Raw genomic sequence first — 14,099 nt, 5'->3', positions numbered from 1 at the left:
GATTGACCAGGGGCTTTCGTAGCGCGATGCTGATGCTCAGTTCGGAGGCCCACGACGTCCCTTGACCCAGCACTCGCGCGACACCCCCCAATTTTACCTCACGGCGCCCTCGCCATGCCCCTATTTGCCCGGCCGGCATGAGCGCAAGGTGTTCACGCACCTCGTCGGCGACCGCGCCGGCGACCTCAACGACCTCCTGACCCACGGCGGCTTCCGCCGCAGCCAGTCGATCGCCTACCGGCCGGCCTGCGACCAGTGCCGCGCCTGCGTCTCGGTCCGGGTGATCGCCAACGAGTTCCGGCCCTCCCGCAACTTCCGGAAGGTGATGGCGCGCAACGCCGACATCATCGGCGAGCAGCGCAGCGCAGTGCCCACCTCCGAGCAATATTCGGTGTTCCGCGCCTATCTCGACGCCCGCCACCGCCACGGCGGCATGGCCGACATGACCGTGCTCGACTACGCCATGATGGTCGAGGACAGCCACGTCGAGACCCGCATCATCGAGTACCGCAAGCGCGGCCCCGACAGCGGCCTCACCGGCCGCGGCGAGGAACTGATCGCGGTCGCCCTCACCGACGTGCTCAGCGACGGCCTATCGATGGTCTATTCGTTCTTCGAGCCGAACCAGGTCAGCCGCTCGATGGGCACCTTCATGATCCTCGACCACATCGCGCGCGCCCGCCGCCAAGGCCTGCCTTACGTCTATCTCGGCTACTGGATCGAAGGCTCCAAGAAGATGGACTACAAGGCCCGCTTCCTGCCGCAGCAGCGCCTCGCCCCCTCAGGCTGGCTGCGCATCGACGCGCAGGGCGACGTGGCATCCGAGCCGCAGGATTGACGAGCACAGCCGTCTCGCTTGCGTCGTCCCAAGACCGTAGAGGGCGAGTGGATACGGAGGTATCCTTGGCGAGCCAAACCTACGATTTGATCGCACGCGCGATCATCGAACGACAACAGGTCCACTGTCTCTATCAGGGTTACCGGCGCGCGATCTGCCCGGCATTGCTGGGGCACACGAACGGCGAGGAATACACGCTCGCCTTCCAGTTCGCTGGTGGCTCCAGCAAGGGGCTTCCCCGCACAGGCGAGTGGAAATGCCTAAAGATCGCAGAGATGAGAAAGGTCGAGCTTCGCGCAGGAGAGTGGCACGCGGGCTCAATTCACCGCGAACGTCAGCAATGTGTGAAAGACGTCGATCTCGACGTCAATCCGCTCAGCCCCTACGCGCCGCGACGTCGCCTCGGGCAGTGATCCCTCTCACCCGAACAGCGTATCGGCGAGCAGCTTCAGATTCAAAACCACAATGACACCCGCCACGATCCAGGCGATCGCGGCGACGGACTTGGGTATCGCGAACTGACCCATCTTGCGGCGGTCGGAGACGAAGCGCACCAAAGGGATCACGGCGAAAGGCAGCTGCATCGACAGCACGACCTGGCTGAACACCAGCAGATCCGCCGTGCCGCGCTCGCCATAGATCGCCGTGACGATGATCACGGGAATGATGGCGATGCCGCGCGTCAGCAGGCGGCGCGCCCAGCTCGGCAGGCGCAGGTCGAGAAAGCCCTCCATCACGATCTGGCCGGCGAGCGTCGCCGTCACCGTCGAGTTGAGGCCGGAGGCAAGCAGCGCCACCGCGAACAGCGTCGAGGCGATGCCGAGGCCGAGCAGCGGCGACAAGAGCTCGAAGGCCTGACCGATCTCGGCGACGTCGGAATGGCCGCTCTTGTGGAAGGTCGCGGCAGCGACGACGAGGATGGCGGCGTTGATGAACAGCGCCAGCATCAGGGCGATGGTGGAGTCCGTCGTCGCCCATTTGATCGCCTCGCGGCGGCCGGTGTCGTCGCGCTCGTAGGCACGCGTCTGCACGATCGAGGAGTGCAGGTAGAGATTATGCGGCATCACGGTCGCGCCGATGATGCCGATCGCGATGTAGAGCATGTCGGAGTTGGTGAAGATCTCGCTCTTCGGCACGAAGCCGCGCAGGACCTCCGCCACCGGCGGCGCCGCAGCCACGATCTGGATCGCGAAGCAGACCGCGATCACCGCCAGCAGCGCGATGACGAAGGCTTCCAGGAAACGGAAGCCGCGGTTCATCAGGAGCAGCAGCAGGAAGGCGTCAAGCGCGGCGAGCAATGCGCCGCCGATCAGGGGAATGCCGAACAGCAGTTTCAGCGCGATCGCGGTGCCGATCACCTCGGCGAGATCGCAGGCGATGATCGCCGCCTCGCAGGCGATCCAGAGCAGGAAGTTCACTGCCGGTGAATAGGTGGCGCGGCAGGCCTGCGCGAGGTCGCGGTCGGTGACGATGCCGAGCCGCGCGGCCAGCGACTGGAGCAGGATTGCCATCAGGTTCGAGAGCAGGATGACGGAGAGCAGCGTGTAGCCGAACTTCGACCCGCCGGCGAGGTCGGTCGCCCAATTGCCGGGGTCCATGTAGCCAACCGAGACGAGATAGCCCGGACCGACAAAGGCGAGCAGCCGCCGTGACCAATGGCCGGCTCGCGGAACTGCGACCGTGGCATTGACCTCAGCGAGGCTCTTGGTGGTGGGCGCGTCGGCACGCCAGCCGGCGGAATCGGGGTTCAGGTGAGGCGATAGGGCATCCATGCCGGCACAATACCCAAGTTCTTTCTTATTGCAACTCATTTGCAACTGCATCTAGCCGCACCGTTCACGCCCAGCCTGTTGGCGGCCCCGCCTGTTGTCGGGAAGCGGGTGGGTCCGGTGGTCGTCAGGGTGGACATTGGCGCCAATTCGCCTTTGCAGGATATGAGCCATGTCAACGCCCCCTCGTCTCCCAGACACCTTCAATCGCCTCGCCTGGTCGAATCTCGCGGCGCAATCGGCCGAGCAGATCGCGCTCGCCGCTGCGCCCATCGTCGCCGTGCTGACGCTCGGAGTGGCCGAAGGTCAGACCGGCCTGCTCCAGACTGCGCTCACCTTGCCCTTCGTCCTGTTCGCCATTCCCGCCGGCGTGCTCGCGGACCGCATCTCCCGGCGCCGGCTGATGGCGGGCGCCGAGGCGTTGCGGGCCGCCGCGCTCGCCGCCATCGTGCTCCTGCTGGCGCTGGGGGCCCTCGACTTGCCGCTGCTGGCCCTGCTCGGCTTCGCTGCCGTGTGCGGCACCGTCGTCTACAGCGTCGCCGCGCCGGCGCTGGTGCCCTCGCTGGTGAGCTCGGAGCTGTTGCCGGCGGCGAATGCGCGGATCGAGCTCGCACGCACCATCGCCTTCGCCAGCGGCCCTGCGCTCGGCGGCGCGCTGGTGGGATGGTGGGGCGCCAGCCCGGCCTTCGGCTTTGCCGCGGCACTCTCGGCCATCGCCGTCGTGCTGCTCTCCGGCATCTACGAGCCCGCGCGCGGGCCGGCGCCGCGGCGCCATCCGTTCCAGGAGATCCGCGAGGGCGCGGCCTTCGTGTTCCACCATCCGCTGCTGCGGCCGGTGTTCATCACCCAGTTCATCTTCAACACCGGCTGGTTCCTGCAGATCGCCGTGTTCGTGCCCTATGCCGTGCGTCATCTCGGATTGACGGCGGCCGGTGTCGGCGCGGTGCTGACGATGTACGGTGTCGGCATGGTGATCGGCGCGCTCCTCGCCACGCGCGTGATGCAGCGCATTGCATTCGGCACCGTCGTCGGACTCGGCCCCGTCACCGGCTTCGTCGCCGCATTGGTGATGGCGCTGACGGTGCTGCTGCCCTCGCCGTGGCTTGCGGCCTTGAGCTTCTTCCTGCTCGGCGTCGGTCCGATCCTGTGGGTGATCTCGACCACGACGCTGCGCCAGTCGGTGACGCCGCCGCGCCTCCTGGGACGCGTCTCCGCCATCAACATCATGAGCTATGGCGCCCGTCCGCTCGGCTCGGCGCTGGGCGCGATCGTCGGCGGCGTCTGGAGCGCGGAAGCGTGCCTCTATCTCGCCGCCGCCGTCTTCGGCCTGCAGGCGCTGGTGATCCTGCTGTCACCGGCAGTGACGCTGGACCGGCAGCCGGACATGGTGGGGGACGAAGCGGCGGCGCAATGCTAGCCACGCCGTCATTGCGAGGAGCGTAGCGACGAAGCAATCCAGAATCCCTCCGTGGAAAGATGCTGGATTGCTTCGCTGCGCTCGCAATGACAGAGTATGTCGAAGCAGCGAGGCCTAACCCGCAAGATACCTCTCGTAGCTCCCCGTGACCGGCTCGTTCGCGTCGACCTCCGGATCGAGCGTATAGAGATCCTGCGCGCGTCCGATGCCGCGCAGGGCGTAGCGGCCGGTGGAGACGAGATAGCGCCGGCCGGCGGCATCGAGGCCACCATAGAACTCGGATGAGGCCAGCAGCTCGCGGTCGACCGACCGGCTCATCGAGGCGATGCGGCTGACCTCGTTGACGGTCGGGCCGACCACGGTGAAATCGAGCCGGTCCTCGCTGCCGATATTGCCGTAAAAGACCTCGCCGACATGCAGGCCGACATAGGCCGACGTGGTCGGACGGCCCTCCGCCGCCCGCCGCTTGTTCAGCGCAGCGACATTCTTGCGGAACAGGTGCTCGGCCCGCAGCGCGGCCCGCCGCGCATCCGCCATATCCTCGCCCCAGAACATCGCAAGCACGCCGTCGCCGATCAGCTTCAGCACGTCGCCGCCGGCGTGGTGGATCGCGTCGATCACCGTCTGTGCATAGTCGTTGAGGAACGGAATGATCTCGTCGGGGCCGATGCTCTCGCTGATCCCGGTCGAGCCGCGCAGGTCCGAATACCACAGCACCGCGTTGATGCGCTCGGTCACGCCGCGGGAGATGCGTCCGCGCAGAACCTGTTCGGAGGCATCGCGGCCGAGATAGACCCGGCCGAGCGTGCGCACGATGTCGACCTGCTGTGCCGACTTGATCGCGAGACCCAGCACCGGCACGAGATCGCGCAGCGCCTCCAGCTCCAGTCCGGAGAAACCGCCCTCGCGGCGGGTGGTCCAGCAGGAATAGAGGCAATCCATCAGGCCGAGCGCACCATTCTCGCCGAACCGATGCACGAAGGCGAGATAGTGCTTGTGGCCCTTTTCCGCGAGCTCGCCGATCTGCGAGAAATCCATCGACGGCGCCTCCGCGAGATCGATCACCATCTCGTCGTGGCCATTCTCGAGCATGTGGAAGAACACCGAGCGGCGCCAGCTCCTGGCCGCATCGCCGTCGGCGGTCGAGCCGTATTCGAACGCATCGCTCTCGTTGCTGGGACGGTCGCTCCAGCGGAAGCCACGACCCTCATAGATCGGATGCAGCGTGTCGATGACGACGAGCCCGCGCGACAGTTCCAGCCCCTCGGCGCAGCAGCGCTCGCAGAAGCCGCGGAGCAACTCGTTCTCGGGCAGGCCCGTCAGCCCCTGGCCGGTCAGCCAGTTCATCAGCCCAAGGCGGGAGGTCAATTGCATGCGCCATTATGGCGTGCATTCGTGACGAGCGAAAGGCGCAGACACGCGTAAGCACCAGGCTCCCGTCCCCTGCAGGTCGAATATGTCGCAGCGCCGGTTGACGCCCTCGCCGCGCGAACGGCAAATGTCGGCGATGATGACCTCGTCGGCCGAAATCGGAAGCCCGCGCGGATGACCCAGCGCCAGCTTCCGATCATCCTGGCGCTCGGCACCACGCAGACCCTGGCCTGGGCCTCGAGCTATTATGTGCCGGCGCTGCTCGCCGATCCCATGGCACACGACCTCGGCGTCTCCTCCAACTGGATCTTCGGCGCGTTTTCGGCCGCGCTGGTGATCTCGGCCCTGCTCGGCCCACGCATCGGACGGCAGATCGATCTCGTCGGCGGCCGTCAGGTGCTGTCGGCCTCGAACCTGATCATCGCCGCCGGCCTCGTGCTCCTTGGGTTCTCGCAATCGATCGCGGTGATGGCGATCGCCTGGCTCGTGCTCGGCATCGGCATGGCGATGGGGCTCTATGACGCCGCCTTCGCAGCGCTCGGCCGCATCTACGGCACCGAGGCACGCCGGCCCATCACCGGCATCACGCTGATGGCGGGCTTCGCCTCCACCGTCGGCTGGCCGCTCACCGCCTGGGGCATCGCCCATATCGGCTGGCGCGACACCTGTTTTGCGTGGGCCGCCGCCAACGTCCTGATCGGCCTGCCGCTCAATTTCTTCATGCTGCCGGCGATCAAGGGCGCGAAGCAGGCCGCGGCCACGGCCGAGAAGCCGCATTTGCCGCTCGACCGCACCATGCTCCTGCTGGCCTTCATCTTTGCCGCGGTCTGGACCGTCACCGGCGCGATGGCCGCGCATTTCCCGCGGATCCTGGAGGCGACAGGGGCGACGCCGGCCGAGGCGATCGCGGCCGGCGCACTGATCGGCCCGGCGCAAGTCGGGGCGCGCATGCTCGAGGCCGGCTTCCTCAGCCGCTTCCATCCGCTGTGGTCGACGCGCCTCGCCTGCGTCACCCACCCTCTCGGAGCGGTGATCGTTGCGATCTTCGGCGGCGCCGCGGCAAGCGCGTTCGCGCTGTTCCACGGCTCCGGCAACGGCATCTTGACGATCGCGCGCGGCACGTTGCCGCTGTCGATCTTCGGCCCAAAGGATTTTGGCTATCGTCTCGGCATCATCGGCGCCCCGGCACGGATGGCGCAGGCGGTGGCGCCGCTCGCCTTCGGCCTGCTGATCGACCTCATGGGCGCCAAGGTGCTGATCGTCTCGTCTGCGCTCAGCCTTTCGGCGCTCGTGGCGCTGTTCCTGATCCGCCCCGAGCGGCCGCCGGATTGACGGCGCAGCCGCTTTCGCGCAGAAGCGAGCCATGAGCGACGATGCCGGCCCGCCCCGCACATTCAAAGGCCTCCTGCGCTGGGCGACCACGCCGCCGCAGGCCTGGGGCGTCTACCTCCTCGCCGTCCTCCTGGTGTGGCTGCTCTCGTTCTATGCCGGCACGCTGAAGCCAAAGAAGACCCCCGAAGCGAGCCCGCCGCCGGTGACCGCGCCGCGGAGCTAGGCCGCCTTTGCCTCGCTGGTCGCAATCCAGATACCGGCGAACACCGCGACCAGCCCGACCAGGAGATTTGCCGTGATCGGCTCGCCGATCAGCAGCACCGCCAGCAGGGCGGCGGCGATCGGATTGACCGTCATCGTATTGGCGACCCGGGTCGGCGTCGCCCGCGCCAGCGCCATGACCCAGAGGATGAAGGCGAGCGCGCCGCCGCCAATGCCCAGATAGACGCCGGCAATCCACTGCGCCGCCGTGAAGTGCGAGAGCGCCGCAAAGCTGCCGTTCACCAGACCCGCGAGCACCAGCACCACGGCACCCGCGCCCATGCCGACGGTGAGAAAGCCGAGCGCGCTGGAGCGCTGCATCAGCGGACGCGACAACACGTTGTAGAACGCCATGCAGAACACGGCGCCGGTCATGATCAACTCGCCGCGCCAGGCGCCGGGCGGGCTCTGCGCGAGGCCTGTGGCAAGCGCCGCCGCCACGCCGAGCACGGCGATGCCGACGCCCGTGACCTTCCGCGCGGACAGGCGCTCCACGCCGAGCAGCGCGCCGACCATCATGGTGTGGAGCGGCAACGTCGCCAGCGCGAGACTGGCGCGCGCGGCGGTCGTGTAGGAGACCGCGATGTTATAGAGGATGAAGAACAGGCCGAAGAAGCAGATGCCAAGCAGCATCACCACCGGCCAGTCGGGCCGTTGCGGCCACCGCACGCCGAGCAGAAGCGCGCAAGGCAACAAGCAGAGAAAGCCGATCCCCCAGCGCAGGATCGCGAGCAGGATGGGATCGGCGCCGTCGACGAGATAGCGCGTAATGGCCGCAGCGGTCCCGCCGAAGCTGCTCGACGCCAGCGCGATCGCAACCCCGGCCCACTCGCCCACCACCATCTCCCGTCACGGAGTTCCTCCGTGGCGCTAGCACATCGCTGCTGCCAGCCTGGTGGCAGTAGCACGACGCGACAGGTCCGTTCGCGCGGCCCGTCAATGCGGGCAGGTCTCGACCTCGACCGTGACGTGGCTGAGGCCCTTCAGCCCCGCGAGCCGCCGCTTGTAGATGGCCGGCTGCTTCGGCTTGTCCGACACCACCGAGAGCAGCACGGCACAATGGCCGGGGCCGACCTGCCAGAGATGGAGGTCGGTCACGCGATCGTCGCCGACCTCCATGCGGGCCCGGATCACCCGCTCCAGCTTCTCGTCGGCGCGCACGTCGAGGAGCACCGCCCCCGATGACTTGATCAGGCCGAACGCCCAGCTCGCGATCACGACGCTGCCGACCAGGCCCACCGCCGGATCGGCCCAGACCCAGCCCGAATACATGGCGACGGCGAGCGCTGCGATCGCCAGCACAGAGGTCGCGGCATCGGTCATGACATGGACATAGGCGGCGCGAAGGTTGTTGTCGTGGTGCTGGTGGTGATGATGATGGCCGTGATCGTCGTGGTCATGCGCATGGCCATGGTCGTGACCGTGATGGTGATGATCGTGGCTATCGCGCAGCAGCCACACGCTGGCGAGATTGACGCACAAGCCGAGGGCAGCCACGGCCATGGCTTCGCCATAGACGATCGGCACCGGCGTGAACAGCCGCAGCACGCTCTCATAGGCGATCTCGACCGCAATCAGGCCCAGGATGATCGCGCTGGCGAAGGCGGCAAGATCCCCGAACTTGCCGGTGCCGAAGGTGAAATGCGCATTCCCCAGGTGGCGGCGCGCGAAACGATAGGCGAAGGCGGCAATGCCGAGCGCCGCCACATGCGTGCCCATGTGCCAGCCGTCGGCCAAGAGCGCCATCGAGCCGAACAGCGAGCCTGCCACAATCTCGCCGACCATCATGACCAGCGTCAGGACGACCACGAACCAGGTGCGGCGTTCGTTCTCGTCGTGCTTCTCGCCCAGGAACGCGTGGTCATGGGTCCATTGCTCGATGGAATGGGAATGCATCGAATTCTCCGGAAGATTCAGGTCTGTCGGCGCGCAATATAGACGGCGGGCACCAATTTTCTAAGGTCCAATCGTCCCGCGGATTGACAGTGCAACTTAGTTTCGCTGTAATCTGTGCCATGGGGATTTGAGCGATCTCCCCACGAGGCGACAGGCCCAAGCATCGCGTCCCGTTCGTTTCTTGCGAGGACGCATCATGTCAACATTCACGACCATCTCATCTGACAAACTGGCACGGCTGATCGGAACGGCGAACGCGCCTGCGCTGATCGACGTGCGCACCGAGGAGGATTTTGCCGCCGACCCGCGGCTGATCCCCGGCTCCGTCAAGCTCAGCCACGACAATGTGACGGACTGGGGCGGCGCCTTCGCGGGCCGCCGCGCCGTCGTCTCCTGCTTCCGCGGCGAGAAGCTCGCGCAAGGCACTGCGGCCTGGCTGCGCCAGCTCGGCGTGCAAGCCGAAACGCTGGAGGGCGGCTTCGAGGGCTGGAAGGCGGCCAGGCTGCCGCTGGTCGATGCCCGCAAGCTGCCGCCGCGCGATGCCAAGGGGCGCACCGTCTGGGTGACGCGGGCGCGACCGAAGGTCGATCGCATCGCCTGCCCGTGGCTGATCCGCCGTTTCGTCGATCCCAATGCGGTGTTCCTCTATGTCGCGCCGTCGGAGGTGGTCGGCGTCGGCGAACGCTTCGGCGCGGCCCCCTTCGATATCGAGAACGTGTTCTGGAGCCACCGTGGCGAGCTCTGCACCTTCGACGTGATGATCGAGGAGTTCGGGATCGCAACGCCGGCTTTGCTTCGCCTCGCAACGCTGGTGCGCGGCGCCGACACCGCGCGGCCGGATCTGGCGCCGGAGGCACCGGGCCTGCTCGCAGCCTCGCTCGGGTTGTCCCGGATGTATGACGACGACCTCGAACAGCTCGAAGCCGGCATGCTGCTCTACGACGCCTTCTACCGCTGGTGCCGCGACGCCACCGCCGAGACCCACAACTGGCCGACCAACAAGGTGAAGGCGTAGATGGACACGCGTAACGTTCAAGCAGGAGCTGACGCCGGTCACGGCGTCAGCTTCAACGAGGCCTTTCGCGTCTGGCTCCGCGTCGCCTGCCTCAGCTTTGGCGGGCCCGCGGGCCAGATCGCGGTGATGCACCGCATCCTGGTCGAGGAGAAGAGGTGGATCTCCGAGGGCCGTTTCCTGCATGCGCTGAACTACTGCATGCTGCTGCCGGGACCTGAGGCGCAGCAGCTCGCGACCTATGTCGGCTGGCTGATGCATCGCACCGCCGGTGGCCTGATGGCGGGCGGGCTGTTCATCCTGCCCGGCATCATCGCCATCATGGGACTCAGCTACATCTATGCCGCCTTCGGCAATGTCAGCTTCGTCGAGGCGCTGTTCTTCGGCCTCAAGGCCGCCGTGCTCGCCATCGTCGTCGAGGCCGTGGTGCGCGTCGGCAAGCGCGCGCTGAAGAACCGCATCATGATCGCGATTGCGGCCGCGGCCTTCGTCGCGATCTTCTTCTTCGCGGTCCCCTTCCCCATCATCATCATCGCCGCCGCCATCATCGGCTATGCCGGCGCGCGAGCTGGCCGTCCGGAGTTCGCGCCGGCCGGTCACGGTCCTGGCGGCAGCGGCGCCGCGATCGACAGCATGCTCGGCGAGGCCGTGCCCGAGCACGTGCGTCCCAGCACGGCGCGCGCGATCCGCCTCAGCGCACTGTGGCTCGCGCTCTGGCTGGTCCCGGTGATCGCGCTGCTGTTATTCGTCGGACAGGCCAATGTGTTCAGCCAGATCGCGCTGTTCTTCTCGAAGATGGCGCTGGTCACCTTCGGCGGCGCCTACGCCGTGCTGGCCTACGTCGCCCAGCAGGCGGTCGAGCACTATCACTGGCTGAAGCCGCACGAGATGCTCGACGGCCTCGGCATGGCCGAGACCACGCCGGGCCCGCTGATCATGGTGCTGCAGTTCGTGGGCTTCATGGCTGCCTACCGCGATCCCGGCGGCCTGTCGCCGATGCTGGCAGCGACGCTCGGCGGACTGCTCGCGACCTGGGTCACCTTCACCCCGTGCTTCCTCTGGATCTTCGTCGGCGCCCCCTATATCGAGCGCCTGCGCGGCCACATTGGCCTTGCCGGCGCGCTCAGCGCGATCACCGCCGCCGTCGTCGGCGTGATCCTCAACCTCTCGATCTGGTTCGCGCTGCACACGCTGTTCCGCGAGACCGTGCCGGTACATGCGTTCCCGCTGAACTTCGATAGGCCGGTGCTGACCAGCGTTGACGTGCCGGCGCTCGTGCTGGCGATCGCGGCGGCGACCGCGATCTTCCGCTTCAAGCTGGGGATGCTGACGGTGCTGGCGGGGAGCTGCGTGGCGGGGGTGGCGCTGAGGCTGGCGGGAATGATCTAGGAAGAGGAGATCGCCGCTACCCATCCCGCCTCGCATGTCCCGGGTGGTCGATGGCCCGGCTCGGCTTCAGGCTGCGGTGTCCAGTTGACCGAGCGCAGCCTTGATATCCTTGGCAGGCGACAGCCCGAACATGCGCCCATATTCTCTCGTGAACTGCGAGACGCTTTCGTAACCTACCCCGAACGCCGCGCTGCTCACGTCAGAGCCCTCCGACAACATCATCCGACGCGCCTCGATGAGCCGCAGCTGCTTCTGAAATTGCAAGGGACTGAGTGATGTAATCGCCCGGAAGTGCTGGTGAAACGAGGAAGGACTCATGGCGGCCGCTTCCGCCAGGCGCTCGATACGCAGCGGCTTTGCATAGTCGGAACGAATGATCGCCACGGCGCGCGCGATGCGTTGCGCGTGGCTGTCGGCGACCCCGAGAGCCCTTATCGCCGCGCCGTGTCGCCCAGCCAGCAGCCAATAGTGGATTTCGCGAACGAACTGAGACTGCAGAACCGGCAAGGATGACGGACGCTCGAGCAGCCGCATCAAGCGGAGCGCGGCATCGGCAACCTCGGATTCGGTCGGATCGACGCGGACGGGAATGCCTTGCTGCTCGGGAGCAAGGTTCATCTCCACGATCAGGCTCGCGATCACCGCCGGGTCGAGCTCAACGACCAGGGAATAATATGGGAGCTGCGCACTGGCGCGGGTAATCTGGCTCACCGTCGGCACATCCGCCGAGATCAGGAGCGACTCTCCCGCGCCGAAATCGAAGGTATGCGCTCCCATCGTCACGCGTTTTCGGCCCTGCAGGATAAGCGCAACGAGCGGTCGGTTGATTGCGTATTGGAGCTGGCCCCGCGTCGCTGCCCGTATGGCCGTAAGGCCCGGAATCGGCGTCCTGGCCGTGCCGTTTTGGTCGGAATGCAAGTCCGCATAGCGGCGAACAGTTTCGAGCAAGGTCGTCGTCATTCCGCGAATTTATACCAGCCGCGGGCCACGGCAACCGGACATGGCCGGACTGCTTCAACTTGGGGCATGTGAATTGATCGTTCAACGCAGCGTCGGCCCCGCCTGAGCGACGCTCGCGGCCATTTGGAGGAATAGGCAAGAAGGCTCAAGGATCCGGCAACTCGAATGCTGCGGTGTCTGCCACCTTCGCCGTGTCAAACGAAGGAGACATCACATGGCAAAAATTGCAATCATCACCGGTGCGAGCCGCGGCCTTGGCCGCAACATGGCCGTCAACATCGCGCGCAAGGGCAGCGATGTCATCATCACATACCGGAGCCGTGCGGACCTCGCGGAGAGTGCCGTTTCCGAGATCAAGGCGCTGGGACGCCGGGCCGTGGCCTTTCAGTTGGACAGCGCCGACCTCGCCAAATTTCCCTCCTTCGCGCGAAGACTGGGCCAGACGCTGAAGGAGACATTTGCTCGCGAGAGCTTCGACCACCTCGTGCACAATGCCGGCGACGGCCTCTTCGCTCCGCTCGGCGAGACCACCGAGGCTCAGTTCGATCAGCAGATGAACCTGCATGTCAAAGGCGTATTCTTCCTCACCCAGGCCTTGTTGCCGCTGATGGCAGACAGTGGCTCGATCGTCACCATCGGCAGTGGCTTGACGCGTGTCACCTATCCGGGCTTCGCCGTCTACACCATGGCGAAAGCCGCCGCCGACATGATGGCGGTCTGCATGGCCAGGGAACTTGGGCCGCGCGGCATCCGCGTCAACAGCGTTGCGCCCGGCGCGATCGAAACCGACTTTGGCGGTGGCCTGGTACGTGACAATCCCGACGTGAACAAGCAATTCGCCGCCATGACTGCGCTGGGCCGCGTTGGTGTCCCGGATGACATCGGTCCGATGGTCGCGAGCCTGCTGAGCGAGGACAATCGCTGGGTTACGGGGCAACGGATCGAAGTATCAGGCGGGCAGATGATCTGAACGCCGAACATTGCCTTACGACATGCAAGGGTCGCTGCAAGAGCTTGCGGCGGCCTTGGTCGGCCAAGCTCTATGCGGCCCCGGGTCCGTTTCGTGTCCGCAAATATTGGTTGGTGAAGAGATCGGAACCGGAATTTCGCACGACAGCGCGTCATGCGGTGCACGGTCCCCGTCGGGCAAAACAGCCAGGTCGGTTTGACCACGCCGTCTGTCAAGCCCTGCCGATCAAAAATATTCCACTTTACCGAATTTCGGATTTATCGTATGAACGAAACACCCTGGCCCGAGACAAGGGGCGGATCGCGATCGTCACGAACCGCGGGCCGGGCAGCGATGGACGCGACGGCGTCGGGCGCAACGGGCATTGCAGGGCGGGACACCGTGAGCAATCGTCTTCGCGCATACGACACGACGCTGACAGCGTCTTCGCATGGCTTCGAGGGCGAGCACACGCCACCCCTCGGATTCCCAGCGAAGACGTGCGCGGACGGAGAAGTCGTGTGGACTATATTTTGAGCTCCTGTGAGACAAGCGGAGACAACGAAAACCCTACAAAACAAGCCCTTTTCGCGTAGGCTTGTCGCGGGCTGTTTCTGCGGGTTTCGCCAAATCTAGGGCCGGGCCCTAGTCCAAGCAGGAGCCAAAGCACATGACGACCGACATCATCGAGTCAACTGTCTCAGATGAGACAGTTGCCAAACGTACCATCGCCACGGAACCAACTGCGGACAAATCCGCAGTTGCCCAGCGCCCCGCCCGCACCAGCGTCATCCTCACCGACCGCATCTGCCAGAAGCGCGTCACCGAGCGCACCAAGGTCTATGACCGCAAGTGCCGGGGCCTCTATGTCAGCATCATCCCGGCTGGCATCGCCACCTTCAATT

General features: G+C 66.0%; 13 protein-coding genes and 1 pseudogene. 9 read left to right on the top strand and 5 right to left on the bottom strand.

What is annotated here, in order from left to right:
• The first annotated feature begins 61 nt into the window (after positions 1-61).
• Both AC1RQP_RS00070 and AC1RQP_RS00065 read left to right on the top strand, forming a co-directional pair.
• On the top strand, positions 62-838 hold the full coding sequence (locus AC1RQP_RS00070; RefSeq protein ID WP_239623918.1) for an arginyltransferase: 777 nt from the start codon (positions 62-64) through the stop codon (positions 836-838).
• Between the two features lie 65 nt (positions 839-903).
• Complete coding sequence (locus tag AC1RQP_RS00065; protein ID WP_492935512.1) at positions 904-1,251, top strand: hypothetical protein; 348 nt, start codon at positions 904-906, stop codon at positions 1,249-1,251.
• A gap of 6 nt (positions 1,252-1,257) precedes the next feature.
• Here the strand turns inward: AC1RQP_RS00065 and AC1RQP_RS00060 are convergent, their stop codons facing one another.
• Positions 1,258-2,610, bottom strand: a complete 1,353-nt coding sequence (locus tag AC1RQP_RS00060) for an Nramp family divalent metal transporter (protein ID WP_492935511.1) — start codon at positions 2,608-2,610, stop codon at positions 1,258-1,260.
• A 169-nt stretch (positions 2,611-2,779) separates the two neighbouring features.
• Here AC1RQP_RS00060 and AC1RQP_RS00055 point away from each other — a divergent pair, with 169 nt between their 5' ends.
• A complete protein-coding gene (locus AC1RQP_RS00055) occupies positions 2,780-4,024 on the top strand; it encodes an MFS transporter (RefSeq protein ID WP_492935510.1) in 1,245 nt (414 codons plus the stop codon).
• A gap of 114 nt (positions 4,025-4,138) precedes the next feature.
• Here AC1RQP_RS00055 and AC1RQP_RS00050 read toward each other — a convergent pair whose 3' ends face one another.
• A complete protein-coding gene (locus AC1RQP_RS00050) occupies positions 4,139-5,398 on the bottom strand; it encodes an adenylate/guanylate cyclase domain-containing protein (protein ID WP_239623922.1) in 1,260 nt (419 codons plus the stop codon).
• A 171-nt stretch (positions 5,399-5,569) separates the two neighbouring features.
• Between AC1RQP_RS00050 and AC1RQP_RS00045 the strand changes: the two genes are divergently transcribed.
• Complete coding sequence (locus tag AC1RQP_RS00045) at positions 5,570-6,727, top strand: MFS transporter (RefSeq protein ID WP_492935509.1); 1,158 nt, start codon at positions 5,570-5,572, stop codon at positions 6,725-6,727.
• Positions 6,728-6,758: 31 nt separating this feature from the next.
• Positions 6,759-6,950, top strand: coding sequence for a hypothetical protein (locus AC1RQP_RS00040; RefSeq protein WP_028179050.1), 192 nt, complete (start codon positions 6,759-6,761; stop codon positions 6,948-6,950).
• On the opposite strand, the gene AC1RQP_RS00035 is transcribed toward AC1RQP_RS00040, so the two are convergent.
• Together AC1RQP_RS00035 and dmeF are read right to left on the bottom strand one after the other, a co-directional pair.
• The gene (locus AC1RQP_RS00035; RefSeq protein WP_492935508.1) at positions 6,947-7,825 is read right to left on the bottom strand and encodes a DMT family transporter; all 879 of its coding nucleotides are present in this window, start codon (positions 7,823-7,825) and stop codon (positions 6,947-6,949) included. The genes AC1RQP_RS00040 and AC1RQP_RS00035 overlap by 4 nt on opposite strands.
• A 99-nt stretch (positions 7,826-7,924) precedes the next feature.
• Entirely contained in the window at positions 7,925-8,884 is a 960-nt protein-coding gene (gene dmeF / locus AC1RQP_RS00030) for a CDF family Co(II)/Ni(II) efflux transporter DmeF (protein WP_492935507.1), read from the bottom strand.
• A gap of 196 nt (positions 8,885-9,080) precedes the next feature.
• Here dmeF and AC1RQP_RS00025 point away from each other — a divergent pair, with 196 nt between their 5' ends.
• Positions 9,081-9,899 carry a chromate resistance protein ChrB domain-containing protein gene (locus AC1RQP_RS00025; RefSeq protein WP_492935506.1) on the top strand — a complete coding sequence of 273 codons (819 nt, stop codon included), beginning with the start codon at positions 9,081-9,083 and terminating at the stop codon, positions 9,897-9,899.
• Positions 9,900-11,285, top strand: a complete 1,386-nt coding sequence (gene chrA, locus AC1RQP_RS00020) for a chromate efflux transporter (protein WP_492935505.1) — start codon at positions 9,900-9,902, stop codon at positions 11,283-11,285.
• Positions 11,286-11,351: 66 nt separating this feature from the next.
• Here the strand turns inward: chrA and AC1RQP_RS00015 are convergent, their stop codons facing one another.
• Entirely contained in the window at positions 11,352-12,245 is an 894-nt protein-coding gene (locus AC1RQP_RS00015; protein WP_492935504.1) for an AraC family transcriptional regulator, read from the bottom strand.
• 214 nt (positions 12,246-12,459) lie between these two features.
• Between AC1RQP_RS00015 and AC1RQP_RS00010 the strand changes: the two genes are divergently transcribed.
• Both AC1RQP_RS00010 and AC1RQP_RS00005 read left to right on the top strand, forming a co-directional pair.
• Complete coding sequence (locus AC1RQP_RS00010; RefSeq protein ID WP_239623931.1) at positions 12,460-13,215, top strand: SDR family NAD(P)-dependent oxidoreductase; 756 nt, start codon at positions 12,460-12,462, stop codon at positions 13,213-13,215.
• 649 nt (positions 13,216-13,864) lie between these two features.
• A pseudogene (locus AC1RQP_RS00005) lies at positions 13,865-14,099 on the top strand (hypothetical protein); the annotation flags it as partial.

The organism is Bradyrhizobium sp. GW821-FHT13H06 (assembly GCF_058803975.1).
The sequence above is the reverse complement of the archived record's forward strand: the minus strand, read 5'-3'. Positions and strand labels throughout refer to the sequence as shown.